This window comes from Halobacillus sp. SY10, assembly GCF_045401165.1.
Taxonomy (GTDB): Bacteria; Bacillota; Bacilli; order Bacillales; family Halobacillaceae; genus Halobacillus; species Halobacillus aidingensis.
Genome location: NZ_CP174345.1, coordinates 859,637 through 873,921, shown reverse-complemented (window position 1 = coordinate 873,921; position 14,285 = coordinate 859,637). Strand labels below are relative to the sequence as shown.

At 43.9% G+C, this 14,285-nt stretch carries 14 protein-coding genes; 9 read left to right on the top strand and 5 right to left on the bottom strand.

Annotated elements, in window-relative coordinates:
- Positions 1-585 precede the first annotated feature (585 nt).
- Both iadA and yfcC read right to left on the bottom strand, forming a co-directional pair.
- On the bottom strand, positions 586-1,752 hold the full coding sequence (gene iadA / locus ACJA3J_RS04390; RefSeq protein ID WP_115893571.1) for a beta-aspartyl-peptidase: 1,167 nt from the start codon (positions 1,750-1,752) through the stop codon (positions 586-588).
- Positions 1,753-1,774: 22 nt separating this feature from the next.
- Positions 1,775-3,271, bottom strand: a complete 1,497-nt coding sequence (gene yfcC / locus ACJA3J_RS04385) for a putative basic amino acid antiporter YfcC (protein ID WP_406945646.1) — start codon at positions 3,269-3,271, stop codon at positions 1,775-1,777.
- A gap of 159 nt (positions 3,272-3,430) precedes the next feature.
- Between yfcC and ACJA3J_RS04380 the strand changes: the two genes are divergently transcribed.
- The 5 genes from ACJA3J_RS04380 to ACJA3J_RS04360 all read left to right on the top strand — a co-directional run bounded on the left by ACJA3J_RS04380 (position 3,431) and on the right by ACJA3J_RS04360 (position 8,303).
- Positions 3,431-5,452: a sigma-54 interaction domain-containing protein gene (locus ACJA3J_RS04380; protein ID WP_406945645.1), complete on the top strand. Its 2,022-nt coding sequence runs from the start codon at positions 3,431-3,433 to the stop codon at positions 5,450-5,452.
- Between the two features lie 66 nt (positions 5,453-5,518).
- Positions 5,519-6,154: a hypothetical protein gene (locus tag ACJA3J_RS04375; protein WP_406945644.1), complete on the top strand. Its 636-nt coding sequence runs from the start codon at positions 5,519-5,521 to the stop codon at positions 6,152-6,154.
- Positions 6,155-6,268: 114 nt separating this feature from the next.
- A complete protein-coding gene (locus ACJA3J_RS04370) occupies positions 6,269-6,460 on the top strand; it encodes a hypothetical protein (RefSeq protein ID WP_406945643.1) in 192 nt (63 codons plus the stop codon).
- Positions 6,461-6,481: 21 nt separating this feature from the next.
- On the top strand, positions 6,482-7,483 hold the full coding sequence (locus ACJA3J_RS04365) for an acryloyl-CoA reductase (protein WP_406945642.1): 1,002 nt from the start codon (positions 6,482-6,484) through the stop codon (positions 7,481-7,483).
- Positions 7,484-7,904: 421 nt separating this feature from the next.
- Positions 7,905-8,303: a hypothetical protein gene (locus ACJA3J_RS04360; protein ID WP_115824249.1), complete on the top strand. Its 399-nt coding sequence runs from the start codon at positions 7,905-7,907 to the stop codon at positions 8,301-8,303.
- Positions 8,304-8,387: 84 nt separating this feature from the next.
- Here ACJA3J_RS04360 and ACJA3J_RS04355 read toward each other — a convergent pair whose 3' ends face one another.
- The 3 genes from ACJA3J_RS04355 to ACJA3J_RS04345 all read right to left on the bottom strand — a co-directional run bounded on the left by ACJA3J_RS04355 (position 8,388) and on the right by ACJA3J_RS04345 (position 10,039).
- Positions 8,388-8,582 carry a YwbE family protein gene (locus ACJA3J_RS04355; RefSeq protein ID WP_089651673.1) on the bottom strand — a complete coding sequence of 65 codons (195 nt, stop codon included), beginning with the start codon at positions 8,580-8,582 and terminating at the stop codon, positions 8,388-8,390.
- Positions 8,583-9,295: 713 nt separating this feature from the next.
- Entirely contained in the window at positions 9,296-9,508 is a 213-nt protein-coding gene (locus ACJA3J_RS04350; protein WP_089653273.1) for a DUF2188 domain-containing protein, read from the bottom strand.
- A gap of 63 nt (positions 9,509-9,571) precedes the next feature.
- Positions 9,572-10,039 carry a DUF2188 domain-containing protein gene (locus ACJA3J_RS04345; RefSeq protein WP_406945641.1) on the bottom strand — a complete coding sequence of 156 codons (468 nt, stop codon included), beginning with the start codon at positions 10,037-10,039 and terminating at the stop codon, positions 9,572-9,574.
- 261 nt (positions 10,040-10,300) lie between these two features.
- Between ACJA3J_RS04345 and pxpB the strand changes: the two genes are divergently transcribed.
- Genes pxpB through ACJA3J_RS04325 form a run of 4 tightly spaced genes read left to right on the top strand, consistent with a single transcriptional unit; the run spans position 10,301 to position 14,046 of the window.
- On the top strand, positions 10,301-11,020 hold the full coding sequence (gene pxpB, locus ACJA3J_RS04340; protein WP_406945640.1) for a 5-oxoprolinase subunit PxpB: 720 nt from the start codon (positions 10,301-10,303) through the stop codon (positions 11,018-11,020).
- A complete protein-coding gene (locus ACJA3J_RS04335) occupies positions 11,017-12,018 on the top strand; it encodes a biotin-dependent carboxyltransferase family protein (protein WP_406945639.1) in 1,002 nt (333 codons plus the stop codon). The genes pxpB and ACJA3J_RS04335 overlap by 4 nt, the downstream gene beginning before the upstream one ends.
- Before the next feature lie 12 nt (positions 12,019-12,030).
- A complete protein-coding gene (locus ACJA3J_RS04330; RefSeq protein ID WP_406945638.1) occupies positions 12,031-12,804 on the top strand; it encodes a LamB/YcsF family protein in 774 nt (257 codons plus the stop codon).
- A gap of 51 nt (positions 12,805-12,855) precedes the next feature.
- A complete protein-coding gene (locus tag ACJA3J_RS04325) occupies positions 12,856-14,046 on the top strand; it encodes an NRAMP family divalent metal transporter (RefSeq protein WP_115893849.1) in 1,191 nt (396 codons plus the stop codon).
- Positions 14,047-14,285 lie beyond the last annotated feature (239 nt).

The following is a 14,285-nucleotide window of genomic DNA, read 5'->3' as shown; positions in this document are numbered from 1 at the left end:
AGCTCCCGTATGTGGAAGACTCAGTTTCGAGATTTTTTCAGGCTTCGTTTGCCATAATGGGAGCCAGGGGCGGGTGGGAAGCTACTCGCTTTCCTGCGGGGATGACGACAAGCCATTCCCCCGGGAGTTTCGCAGCTTCCCAACCCCCCATTCGATGTAGGTGAGAACGAACTCCTTTACCAAGTTAGATGGCTTTCCATTATCCCACTTCTAGAAGCATAAAACGATCTACATCAAGCTCTCATCCTCAAAATGAGCAATGGGGGATCGTTTATATTATCCCATTCACTTGAGCATACAATCAGAGTTTCCGAGAAGCGGTTTCGAGACACTTACATGGTCAAGGGGCTGAGGGAAACGGTGAGACTCCTATGGGACGCGCGGGACAGGTGAGACCCCACAGGACGAAGTCCGAGGAGGCTCACCGCCCGCCCCATGGAAAGCGAACTGTTTCCCGGAGCCCCTAAACACACACAAACATCTCGAAACGGAGTCTTCCACAATTCTGCCATTTACTTGAATGAGTATGAGCAAAAAACACCCCTTGTCCGATGGCATACCGGAATGGGGTGTTTACTTTTTTACTTATTCGAATGTTCCTTTAACCAGAGGTTCTCCATCTCTGACCATTTCCTTGCCTAAAGCAATAACACGGGAGATCTCCAGTGTTTCTGGATCCATCATGACTAAGTCTGCATCTTTCCCTTTTGCAAGTCTGCCTTTCGTATGAAGGCCTAATATAGACGCCGGGTTAAGGGTGATGACCTGCAATGCATCTTCCAGGCTCACCTTCTGCTCGAGCACGGCATCTTGAAAAGCTTCATATAAAGAGGCAACCTTGCCTACTTTTAAACCAATTAAATTACCTTTATCATCGAAATCCGGCAGGCTCCCCTGGGCGTCGGAAGTAAAGGTGATCTGTTCGATTGGGACTCCCTGACTGAGCATTCGTTTCAGGGCTTCACTGCTTTTCACTTCTCCATCCTCTAAAAATTTCGGGATTGTACTTGTTGTAAAATCCACGAAACCTCCCTTTTTAGCATATCGGATGCCCGCTTCAAATAGTTCGGAATTACGGTTGATGTGTGTCGGATAAAATTGTGTTATGGGTAAGTCAGTCGTCTCAATGACTTTCTCTATAAGGTCTAACTTATCTGGACTATCTCCGACATGCACATTCACAATACCTTTTTTACCTGAAAGCATCCCGCCGATCCGCGCCTCGGAAGCGATTTTCGCCATTTCTTCAACCGTAGGCTGAGAAGATCTGTGGTCTGAGATGGCGATTTCTCCAGCTCCGATAATCAGGTCAATCAACAGAATGTCGTCTTCTATGTTGCCTGTCAATGTTTTCACAGGGACTTGATAGGAACCTGTTTGACAAAAGCAGGTGATCCCTTCTTCTCGCAAAGCGCGCGCTTTAGCTAAGAGATTCGTCATGGTCCGTGTCGTCCCGTCCGTACCGATAACACCAACAAGGGTCGTTACGCCGTTTAAAGTTGCATCTGTCAACGTTAATTCGGGTGTGCGGGACCTGAAACTTCCTTCCCCTCCCCCTCCTGTAATATGAACGTGACCATCGATAAATCCAGGAGTCAGCACCTCCCCCTTGGCTTCAATGACCTTCACATGTTCACCAGTCAACTCTATATGGTCTTGGATATCTGCAATTCGTCCATCGGCGATCAGTACATCTTTCTCCCCTAAAAACTCAGGAGCATATACGGTTGCCTGTTTAATTAGAGTGATCAATTCTCATACCTCCTGTGTTCTTTTAATTGAAATTGATGATTACAGCGACAACGATAAAGACTGACGCGAGCCCGAAGAGGATTAACTGGAATTTGAAGATGAAACGGAACCAGTTGGACCAGTCTAGTCGAGCTGCACCCAAGGTCCCCATTAGCGCCGCAGAAGTAGGTACAATAATGTTTGTCAATCCGTCTCCTAATTGGAAAGCAAGGACGGCCACCTGTCTCGTTACACCCGCTATGTCAGCTAACGGAGCCATCAATGGCATCGTCAGAGCCGCCTGACCAGAACCTGATACCACAAAGAAGTTGAAGACCGATTGGAATAAGAACATCAACCATGCAGAAATGACCTCAGGCACTCCTTCAAACAATTGCCCCGCTGAATGAAGAACCGTATTCAGCACAGAGGCTGTCGCTGGGTCGTCTCCTCCTAAAATGATAATGATCCCTTTAGCCATCCCTACAACCAAAGCAGCTGGCAGCAAATCCTTCGCCCCTTGAGCAAACCCTTCTGCGATGTCGTTGACTCGCATATGATTCAGCTTGAAAATGACACCAATGATTCCTGCGACTAGACCAATGGTAAAAAACTGGCTTGCGATTTCCGGAATATAATAAGCGTGTTGAATAACACCCCAGATAATCCAAGCTATACCTAGGACTACGGTCAAAATAACAAGCACGTGCCCGAATTTAAAATTGACTTTCAAATCTTTTTGCTCAAAGTCATCTCTAAAGTACTGGTCGGATTTATAGGCGAGTGACCGAGTCGGATCTTTTTTCACAGAACTTGCATATTTCCATGTATAGAAAGTACCAACGGCCGTAAAGATCAGCCACATGGTAAAACGGAATGGCGTTCCTGAAAGGACAGGTACATCTGAAACCCCTTGTGCAATCGCTACACCAAATGGGTTCATCCAGGATGTCGCAAATCCGATTTGCGTGGCTACATACGTAATCATGATTCCTGTAATGGCATCATAGCCAAGCGCCACCACAAGTGGTACAAGAATCATTGCGAAAGCGATGGCTTCTTCCCCCATCCCGAAGACAGCGCCTCCAAGGGAAAATAGGAAGAACATGATCGGGATAATCAGCACTTCTTTCCCCTTCGTCCGATCGATGACCGACAGAATTCCTTCCTCCACGGCCCTCGTTTTCATAATGATTCCAAAAGCCCCGCCAATAATCAGTATAAAAGCGACGACTCCGACAGCGGATCCCCACTTATCCCCTGACACAAGACCTTCAAAAACATAATTTAATAGACCAGCTCCTCCAAATGGTTCAAATAAACTGGTTCCTTGCTGGGCATTTTCTTCAGCCACCGAAAAGCTATCCGGTACGAGAACCGTCCTCGTTTCTTCTGCTCCTGATTTGTCATACGTCACTTCTTCTGTTTCGAATGTCCCAGCAGGTATTAAGTAAGTTAATAGAGCTGCAAATAGGACAACAAAAAATATGATGACATACGTATGAGGCATCTCAAACTTCTTTTTACGCTTCTTATCCATTTGTTTTCCCCCTTCATGATCCTTCTACTATTCCACATGCAAGTTTCATGCCAAAAAACATTTTCTGAAAATTCCGCCTCCAAAAAGGTCAAACACCTAAAATTGGTTCTATTTGGGTGTTATAATATAAACCAATAAGAACTAAAAAAGGATGATAGGATGAAAAACCAATTAACCTTGTTAACAGGAACAAAAGAAACAAAAGCCACACTACACGAACAATTGGAAGACATTTTGGGGGAATTCATTCATATTAAGAGCTACGCCGTCGATGAATATGTTCCTGAACAAGTGAGCGATGATTTGATCATATTTTCTTCTTATTTAATTGAAAAGGAAGCCGCCCCTTTCATTGCCGCTGGATCCCCATGCAAAACTGCCATTCGTACGATCAATTATCAACACATTGAACGATTATTGGAACTGGAAGAAGGAACCTCCGTTTTATGTGTCAATGACACTTTCGAAATGGCAGAAGAGACGATCGATACATTAAAAAAAATGAGAATGAACCACCTTTCCTTCACTCCTTATTATCCAGGGCAAAAGAATACATATGAGATCTCGACCGCCATTACTCCGGGCGAAGGAACACTTGCGCCTCCTTCGGTAGGAAAAATCATCGATATCGGCGTCCGCCTTATTGATATTACGACATTGATTGAAATTCTCGATCACTTCCATTTAAAAGAAAAGCTTGGTGGAATGATTTCTAACCGATACACCGGGAAAATCATTGAGTTAAGTAAAAAGCTATCAGAAATGAACAAACAAACGGAACTCTTAAACCAACATCTTCAGCAGGTGGTGGATGGAGTAAATGATGGAGTCATGGCAATCGACTCAGACCAAAAGGTCACGGTGTTCAACCCTTTCATTGAAAAATACAGCGGACTGTCGCACAAACACGCCATGGGAAAGCCCGTTCAACTATTGTTTAAAGATCCAAAACTTCTAGAATTCATGACCACCCCACAGGAAGAAGGGATGTACTTTTCTTTAAACGGTTACAACCTTATGATCTATCGCGTTCAATGGGAAGAAAGCGACAATGTGATCTTCATTTTCAAAAACTCAGATGAAACCATCACAATGGAAAAAGCCGCCCGAAAACAATTGTTGAAAACAGGATATATCGCGAAATATACGTTCAAAGATATTATCGGAAACAGCCCAGCGATTCAAAAAGCGAAAACCATCGGATATAAACTTGCGAAAACTCCCCTCCCTGTTTTAATACACGGGGAAAGCGGCACCGGAAAAGAACTGTTCGCCCACGCGATCCACCATGAGTCCGACCGCCTCTATGAACCTTTTCTTGCTGTAAACTTCAGCGCACTTCCCGAAGACTTATTGGAAAGTGAACTGTTCGGTTATGAAGAAGGAGCTTTTACTGGAGCCAAAAAAGGCGGCAAAAAAGGATTGTTTGAACAGGCGGATGGCGGAACCATTTTCCTTGATGAAATCGGAGATATCAGTTTAAAGCTGCAAGCCCGTTTATTGCGTGTGATTCAAGAGATGGAAATTCGTAAGATTGGAGGATCGAAAACCATTCCGATCAACGTAAGGATTATCGCCGCTACGAACAAGGATTTACTTGAACTGATCGATCAAGGAGAATTCAGAGAAGACCTTTACCACAGACTTAAGGTTCTATACGTGTCCGTCCCTCCACTCAGAGAACGAAAAACAGATATTCCTTCCCTTGTGGAACAATTTTTATTAGAGAATCACACCCCAAATAAAGCTCTAGGCAAAGGATTGATTGGGGAATTGATGAGCTATGATTGGTTTGGAAACATTCGCGAATTAAAAAATACGATATCCTATCTTCTTACTGTTTCAGAAGGGGACACCATTACGATCAATGACCTTCCTGGTGAGGATTTTTTCCAAAGACCCACGAAGAAGAATACAAAACAGGAAACGACTAGTCTCGTGGATGCTCAAATGAATAAAAAAGTTTTAAGAATCGTCTTGTCGTTAAATGAATCGATGATTAATGCAAGCCGTAAAAAAATCTTTGAAAAACTTTCTCAAGACGAATCCATCTCTTTATCAGAACAGCAGATTCGTAGAGTGTTGGCAGAGTTAAAAGAGCGAGGATTCGTTACAATCAAACGCGGCCGGGCAGGCACACAGATCACAGAGGCCGGGGCTAATTACATCCGCCAAAATTAATGTTCTCTACTTAAGAGAATGATATAATAGTGTCGAATCGACAAAATCAGGGAGAGAGACGTGACGATGGGACTACAGACTAGAAAATCCAGTAAAACGTTCTATGAATTATTCATGGTCGCTCTTGCCGCCCTTTCTGTCGCCACTATATGGCAGCAAACCGGCTATAACAGTGTGATCGTTTGGACGACATGGTCCATCTTCTTTCTCGACTTCCTTTATCGTTTATATAAAGCTGACAGCAAATGGGGATTCATAAAGAAACACCCCTTCATTGTCATTGCTGCCATTCCCCTTGATGCGATTTTTCAGTTTGCGAGATTTGCTAGAATCATTCATCTCTTGAGGTTGAAGTCCATCACAAAGTATTACACAATGCCCTTCATACGTTTCCTTAAAAGACAGCATCTCTTAACGGTGACTGGAGCCACATTCATTCTTGTATTCCTTTTGATCATTCCCTTAAATTTAATTGAAAATGAATTAGACAGTTATGGAGATGCGTGGCTAAGCGCCATCCTTTCCCTCACCTTCTTCGGGAGGTTTGGATTTGAACCAGAAACGATGGCGGGACATATCATCATCGTCGTCTTCACCATCCTCGGAGTCATCATTCACGGGCTGGTGATCAGCACAACGTTTGATTACTTAATGCAAACTCCACTGATTCAATCCATAAAAAACAAATTCACCGATAAATAAAAAGCCGCCATAATATGGGCGGTTTTTTTCATGACTCACTTGGTTGATCAACGTTTAACTCCTTATTGAAAAAGGAATCATAACCGAGACACCCATTTTTTGGAGGTGAAAGAGATGGCTGATCAAAAACGAAACAAATTATCTGAAAACGACCAAAGTTTTCAAGAAAAATTAAAAAAAGAACGCTTGATTGACGGCATTCCTGATGAAGAAGTAAAAAAAGAAGAACGAGAACAGGATAAAGGAAGAAAATCCAAACAGGATTCGGTTACGGAAGAAGACTACGATGAGGACCTTCGTCCTTAAAAGCGGAAATGAGGTGAAACGTTGACAAGTTTCAAGGCATATAAAGTCGATCAGAGCGAAGAAGGTGTACATGGTTCGGTGCAAAAACTTTCTTTCTCGGACCTGCCTTCAAGCGATGTTCTAATTAAAGTCCATTATTCCAGTATCAACTACAAAGACGGGATGGTTACCCAACCGGATAACCCCCTCGTCAAAAATTATCCGATCATACCAGGCATTGATATGGCGGGAGAAGTGGTTCGTTCCTCTGATGAAAAGTTTAAAGAGGGCGATTACGTGATCGCTACCAGTTATGAAATCGGCGTCAACCATCATGGTGGGTATAGTGAATACGCGAGCATCCCGGCCGAATGGGTCGTCCCTCTTCCAGAAGGATTAACGACAGAAGAAGCGATGATTTACGGCACAGCCGGTTTCACCGCTGCCCTCTCCCTTCACCGATTAGAAGAGAACGGCTTGACTCCTGAGCAGGGACCCGTGCTTGTGACAGGAGCTTCCGGCGGTGTCGGCAGCATCGCAGTTGCTATGCTTGCTAAAAGAGGTTATACCGTGGAAGCGAGCACAGGGAGCCCTGAACATGAAGAATACTTAAAAGACTTAGGCGCTTCTAAAATCATTTCTCGTGAAGAGGTTTATGATGGAAAGCTTCGATCCATAGCAAGCGGACGTTGGGCTGGCGCTGTCGATCCTGTTGGAGGAGAACAGCTTGCCTCCCTTCTTGGTCAATTGAAGTATGGAGGTTCTGCAGCGGTAAGCGGATTAACAGGAGGTACTAAAGTTCCGACACAGGTTTACCCTTTTATTTTACGGGGTATAAGTCTTATTGGTATTGATTCCGTCAATTGCCCAATGAACCTTAGGAAAAAAGTGTGGCATCGCATGGCCAATGACTTAAAAACCAAAGAAGTCTTCGACCGGATTAAAGTCGTTCATACTCTGGACGAAGTTCCTGAAACACTCGAAAATATTCTACAAGGAAAAACACGCGGTCGGTCGATCGTGAAACTTATGAATGGATGGTAGTTTCCCAAAACGTATACTATTGACAACTATAAATATAGAGTTTATAATGTTTTGATAGTGCCTTCAAAAGAAGGTAACTCGGAAAAGAAAAGAGTGATTTGTATGAGACTGGCATTCTGCTACGTTTTGATACAACTTAATCACACTGGATCAGCTTCGGAGCTGTAAGGATGCAATAGAGGTAGGGATTGCGTCGTTTAAGTTGCCAAAAACTACCATGTAGAATTTTTGAACCGCGGCATTAACATGGACAAAGTTCCACAACACTTGTTTTAAAAACAAGTAGGTAAAACTTGATATTTTCCGAAAGTATACAAAGCGAGAAGGACTGCAGTCCTTCTCGCTTTTCCAATTTATATAGGTTTAAAGAGATTCGTTCATGGTAATATAAGCCATAGAAGTATAGAAGGAGGCTTATGAAATGTCCCGGTACTTAGACCGTATTGAACCGGAAGATGTCCGCTTTCTTATGGACTTATCAGAATTCAAAACCATCGTACTGGATATGCTCGGCGAAGCCCGGAATTTGGTAAACATACAGATTAACTACGATTTTCTTGATGAACCTGAAGGAGACACACTCGTCCGTCCGATGGTCCAGCTCAATGAAATCAGTAAGTTCACAGAAGAAGACCGTCATACATTGCTGAAAACCGGATTTTCCATTGATGGCGAGCCTTTCGATAACGGGGACTATGCCATGGAGCAAATCTTCGGTGCGGAGTACACGATTCTTGCGATTACAGAAGATGAAGATGGTGCTTTTTTTACGATTGAAATGCCATATAGAAATTTTGAAAAACAAAAGAGCCATATGTAACCATACTTACTTTTTAAATATCTTTTTAAAAGTCAAAGAGCCCATGTTTTTTATGGGCTCTTTCTTTTTGCAATGGAGCTATTCCTAGGAATGTATGTTTTTCACTCGACCGACTTGACCGTCTTCCAAGCGTACTTTTATTCCGTGAGGGTGGTTCGGGGACTTTGTGAGAATGTCCTTTACTTTCCCGCTGGTCAGCGCACCTGTTCGTTGGTCTTTTTTCAGGACGATATCTACTTCTGCCCCTATTTTAATGTCACTTCTTTTTTGTCCATTCATTTTTGGAACCTCCACATTCAGTCTCCCCCGTATTCTATCACAATTCCCAAATCATTAAGTCTTATTCAACTAAAGCTCCCGATTGTGGAAGACTCAGTTCCGAGACTTTTGGTGAGTGCATAGGGGCTGCGGGGAATAGCTCGCTTTCCGCGGGAGCGCGGTGAGCACATTCCCCGTAGCCTTAAGGGCAGCCTTACCTAGTTGAAATAATGAATGACAATTCCTGGCCATGGATACGGGGTCAGGGAAACGACGATTTGGAGTGTTTTGGATCAGTCAGTAGAAAAACACACACGTTCGTGTCTCCATTCGCTTTTCATGCGGACGTTTCCCAGACCCTGTTCCCACACCTTATTCGTGCAGAATCTATGGTTAAAACGACTCTATAACGACGTGGATGAGCAGGTCTTTCATTACCGAACTTGGCAGGTTACTACTAGAGCGATTTCGAGAACCTCATATCGTAAAGGGGCGGAGGGAAACGGTGAGACTCCTGTGGGAAGTGCGGGGTAGATGAGACCCCGCAGAGCGTTAGCTCGAGGAGGCTCATCACTCGCCCACGGAAAGCGAACCTTTTCCCGAAGCCCCTAAATACCCAAAAAGTCTCGAAATCGAGTCTTCAAGAATCCTGCCATTTAGTTTAATAATACTTTACCTTTATAAAGATGAACATAAAAAAAGCACTCGCTTAAGAGTGCTTTTTTTATGTTTGATTAACTGCTGTAATTAAATTGATTTTGAATTTTACCTTCTTTTGTATGGATGACCGCTTGAGTCCCTTTGTTTTGAGCGATTTCTTTCGCGCGATCAATCGCATCCTGTTTGTTTTCGTACACTTTCGTCGGTTGTTCCGCACCTTCCGCTTTTACTGCCCAACCTTCTTCATGAGAAACTACATGTTCTGCTTGATTTCTACTTTCAGCCACTTTGAATTCCTCCTTGAATAATTATTATATAAGCTATATATCCTGTAACGATAAGTCGTAAACCTAAGATTCTCCATCCATTGACATTTTTTCCTGAATGCTTCCATCTTTTTTGTGAATGACTACTTGTGTGCCTTTGTTTTCAGCTATCTCTTTTGCTCGGTCAATCGCATCCTGCTTTTTGTGAAAAACATCGGATGGTTGTTTTGCATCTTCCGTCTTAACTGCCCAACCTTCTTCATGTGCGACTACATGCTGTCCTTTTTCCAGGAGTTCCGGACGACTCTCTCCCTGCCTTCCTTCTTCATCCCTTGTTTTCAGGTTTCTATCGCTCATTTGCTTCACACGATTGATTTCTTTTTCATCTGCATTTTCATACCATTCTTTCGCCTGCTCTGTAGCAATAGGAATGGCCTGTCCCTCTTTATACCCTTCGTCAATCATGGCGTTCGCTATATCAATCGCTTTTTTCCTAATGGGTGTCTCCAAATTTTTAAAAGAACTTGGATAATCGTCTGTATCCCATGGCATTTTAATCGTCCTCCTCGTTGATTGTTTATCTTTATCATTCCCTTCTACAAAGCGTCATTAAACCAATCGGGGACCTTCGTCGAATTGAAACAAGAGGAAAAATAAGATACGATATTTACGTCGATAAGTTAGAAAAAATGACATACTTTGATATTTTCTTACCAAAATCACACGGTTAATTAGCACAGCGAACGTTTACAACCTTGCATCCGTTATGGTTGCTTGTCATCACTACTTTAAAAATGCATAGGAGGTATTTTCTTGAATATAAGCATTCATCCTCTTGGAGATCAGGCTCTCCTTATTGATTTTGGAGAATCTATAAATGAGGAGACCAATCAACAAGTACGTCAAGCTGCCGCAAAACTAGATGAACAAAAGCCCAAATGGATGATTGAATACATCCCAGCTTTTTCTACTCTAACCATTCTTTATAACCCCTTCTACATAGCTAAACAAATACAAATAAGTCCAAAAGAGATCCTTCCCTATGAATGGGTTCGAACAGAAGTATTCACCTTATTATCCCAATCTTCTTCCTATTATTCTGAGGAGAGAACAATAGAAATACCTGTGTGTTACGGAGGAGAATGGGGGCCGGACCTCTCCTTTGTCGCTTCACACAATAGCATGAGTGAAGAAGAAGTCATAGACACCCACATGAAGGGGAATTACCTTGTTTATATGATAGGATTTGCACCTGGTTTTCCTTATATTGGAGGAATGGATAAAAAAATCGCAGCCCCTCGCCGTGATGATCCAAGGCTCTCTATCCCTTCAGGTTCAGTTGGAATTGCAGGAGAGCAAACAGGAGTATATCCTATCGAAACTCCAGGAGGATGGCAGTTGATCGGCCGAACTCCACTCAAACTTTTTGAACCTGACAAAGATGAACCCTCTCTCCTTCAAGCAGGAGACCGCATTCGTTTTACACGTATTGATAAAGCGGAATATGACCAATTAAAGGAGGGCGGCCAATGATTTCAGTATTAAAATCAGGATTGATGACGACCATTCAAGATACAGGCCGGTATGGCTATCAAAAGGATGGAGTTATTGTCAGTGGCGCCATGGATCCACTGGCCCACCGAATCGCGAACCTTCTCCTCGGCAATTCTGCCGATGCCGCTACAATGGAAATCACGCTCATGGGGCCTGTCCTTGAATTTCAAGAAGATGCCTTCATCGCTATTTGCGGTGGTAACCTTACGCCCATGATTGACGGTGACAGTGTTTCCATGTGGAAACCTTTGTACATAAAAAAAGGAAGTGAGCTTCGTTTCGGCCAACCCAAGAAAGGGTTTAGAACTTACCTTTCCATAGCCGGAGGATTTCAGGTGCGGAAAGTCATGGGAAGCTCGTCTACATATCTGCGCGCAAACATGGGTGGTTTTGATGGACGGACATTAGAAAAAGGAGACCAGCTCCGTTTTGGTCATCTCGACTCTCAACCTCAACATTTGAAAGAACAACTCAAAACTGTGGACAAAGCTCTATCTTTTAAAGAAGCGTCCTGGTTCGTCGGTCCTGAGTTTACCAATTATACAAAAAACGATCAGCCGATCCGAGTCATGCCTGGCCGTGAGTTTGACTTATTCACAGAGCAGAGTAAAGAAGATTTTTTTAACGGGCCATTTCAAATCGATTCGAAATCAGACCGTATGGGCTACCGATTAAACGGCACGGCCTTAAAACTTGAAAATAAGAAAGATATCGTTTCAGAAGCCGTTACATTCGGCACCATTCAAGTGCCTCCAGATGGAAATCCGATCTTACTATTAGCGGACCACCAGACCACGGGTGGTTATCCAAAGATTGGACAAGTGGCTTCCATCGATTTGCCTAGAATCGCACAAATGCGCCCAGGGGAAAGTGTCAGTTTCTCCCCTATTACTCATGAAGAAGCTCAACGCCTGCTTTTAGAAAAAGAAAAAAACTTGAAACAGTTACAAAGAGGAATAGAAACAAAACTACGTTAAGGAGGAGATTCCATGCATATCGTCGATTTGAATTGTGATATGGGAGAAAGTTTCGGTCGCTATACCATTGGCCGCGACGAAGAAATTTTAAAATACGTAACATCCGCGAACATTGCATGCGGATATCACGCAGGAGATCCAACCACAATGAAAAAAACGGTGCAGAGAGCGTTGGAGCATAACGTTGGAATTGGAGCACACCCAGGCCTGCCAGATCTAGCCGGGTTCGGGAGACGACCAATGGATATTTCTGAAGAAGAAGCTTATGATATGGTTGTCTATCAAATCGGAGCTCTCAAAGGATTTGTGGATACGGAAGGTGGCCGATTACAACACGTCAAACCCCACGGTGCTCTGTTTAACATGGCTGCGAAAGATCAACCGTTGGCACGTGCCATTGCCAAAGCTGTTTACGATGTGGACCCAGAACTAGTTCTCTTTGGACTGGCCGGAAGTGAACTCGTGAAATCCGGACATGAACAAGGACTTAAGACTGCAAGCGAAGTATTCTCGGATCGTACCTATCAACAAGATGGATCACTTACTTCACGAAGAGAGCCAAACGCGCTCATCACCAATCACGAGCAAGCGGTTGAACAAGTGATTCGCATGATTAAAGAAAACAAAGTCCGTACCGTACAAGACACGGATATCGATATTGATGTGCACACGATTTGTATCCATGGTGATGGAGAAAGCGCCATCGATTTCGCCAATTATATTACAAAAGCCTTGAAAGAATCAGGAATCACGCTCCAATCCATTGGTGAATTTATCACAAAATAAGCAAACAATAGAAAACATATATCACAATAAACATAGCAAAGGAGCTACTCCATGAAGGAACAATCGACAAGAAGTCTCCTGTTAGGGGCCGCTTTCCTGATGGCAACGTCCGCCATCGGTCCTGGCTTTCTAACACAAACGACTCACTTCACTCAACAACTTGCAGCAAGTTTCGGATTTGTCATCTTAATCTCCATTATTATAGACATCGGGGCCCAACTGAACATATGGCGAATTATTGCCGTATCGGAAAAACCGGCTCAGGACATCGCCAATAACCTACTCCCAGGCCTTGGAGTATTTCTATCTGTACTAATTGTTGCCGGTGGATTAGCCTTTAATATTGGAAATATCGCAGGGGCTGGCCTTGGTACCAATGTACTTTTCGGAATCTCGCCTGAAATGGGGGCATTATTCAGCGGCGTTGTCGCCGTCGCCGTATTCCTCGTGCGTGAAGCTGGGAAAGTCATGGACCGATTCGCACAGATTGCAGGATTTGTCATGATTGCACTAACGATCTTTGTCATGTTCTCTGCCCAACCACCTGTCGGAGAAGCCGTAACGAAAACATTCGTCCCTGATACCATTGATTTTCTGGCTATCATCACGCTCGTCGGTGGAACCGTTGGAGGATATATTACCTTCGCAGGCGGCCACCGTCTTCTAGATGCAGGGGTGAAAGGAAAAGAAGCACTCCCACAAGTCACGAAAAGTTCCGTGTCGGCAATTGGAATTGCTTCCGTCATGAGGATCTTCCTTTTCCTTGCTTCCTTAGGTGTTGTAGCCTCAGGTTTCACACTAAACCCTGAAAACCCACCCGCTTCTGTTTTCCAGGCAGCAGCAGGAAATGTCGGTTACAAAATCTTCGGTGTCATCATGTGGGCCGCTGCCGTAACTTCTGTAGTCGGAGCCGCTTACACCTCCGTTTCATTCATTCGTACATTCAATAAAACAATCAACAAGTATCACAAATGGTTCATTGTCGCGTTTATCGTTATCTCAACCACCGTTTTCGTTTCTGTCGGTGAGCCTGTCAAAGTATTGATCCTTGTTGGCTCGTTAAATGGTTTGATTCTGCCAATTGCACTAGGTGTTATGCTAATTGCGGCATATAAACAAAAAATTGTCGGAGATTACAAACATCCGCTATGGTTGACCATCTTCGGAGTCCTGATCGTCATTGCCATGTCATACATGGGCGTCATGTCGCTCATCCAGGGCATTCCAAAACTATTCGGTTAACCTCCCCAAAGAGCTCAGTCCCACTGAGCTCTTTTTTCATACACAAAAGCTCCCGTTTGTAGAAGACTCAGTTTCGAAACTTTTGGTGAGTGGATGGGGGCTGCGGGGAATAGCTCGCTTTCCGCGGAAGCGCGGTGAGCCGCCTCGGACTGCGTCCTGTGGGGTCTCACCATGCACTTTATTCCCGCAGGAGTCTCGCCATTCCCCTCCGCCCACTTGCCGGAAGAGATTCTCGAAAC

What these genes read in the sequence shown, in the direction of transcription:
- ACJA3J_RS04375 (WP_406945644.1), top strand. Translation starts at nt 5,519, where the DNA reads ATGGGACTACAGACTAGAAAATCCAGTAAAACGTTCTATGAATTATTC.
- ACJA3J_RS04325 (WP_115893849.1), top strand. Translation starts at nt 12,856, where the DNA reads ATGAAGGAACAATCGACAAGAAGTCTCCTGTTAGGGGCCGCTTTCCTG.
- ACJA3J_RS04355 (WP_089651673.1), bottom strand. Translation starts at nt 8,582, where the DNA reads ATGAATGGACAAAAAAGAAGTGACATTAAAATAGGGGCAGAAGTAGAT.
- ACJA3J_RS04380 (WP_406945645.1), top strand. Translation starts at nt 3,431, where the DNA reads ATGAAAAACCAATTAACCTTGTTAACAGGAACAAAAGAAACAAAAGCC.
- ACJA3J_RS04330 (WP_406945638.1), top strand. Translation starts at nt 12,031, where the DNA reads ATGCATATCGTCGATTTGAATTGTGATATGGGAGAAAGTTTCGGTCGC.
- yfcC (WP_406945646.1), bottom strand. Translation starts at nt 3,271, where the DNA reads ATGGATAAGAAGCGTAAAAAGAAGTTTGAGATGCCTCATACGTATGTC.
- ACJA3J_RS04345 (WP_406945641.1), bottom strand. Translation starts at nt 10,039, where the DNA reads ATGCCATGGGATACAGACGATTATCCAAGTTCTTTTAAAAATTTGGAG.
- ACJA3J_RS04335 (WP_406945639.1), top strand. Translation starts at nt 11,017, where the DNA reads ATGATTTCAGTATTAAAATCAGGATTGATGACGACCATTCAAGATACA.
- ACJA3J_RS04360 (WP_115824249.1), top strand. Translation starts at nt 7,905, where the DNA reads ATGTCCCGGTACTTAGACCGTATTGAACCGGAAGATGTCCGCTTTCTT.
- ACJA3J_RS04370 (WP_406945643.1), top strand. Translation starts at nt 6,269, where the DNA reads ATGGCTGATCAAAAACGAAACAAATTATCTGAAAACGACCAAAGTTTT.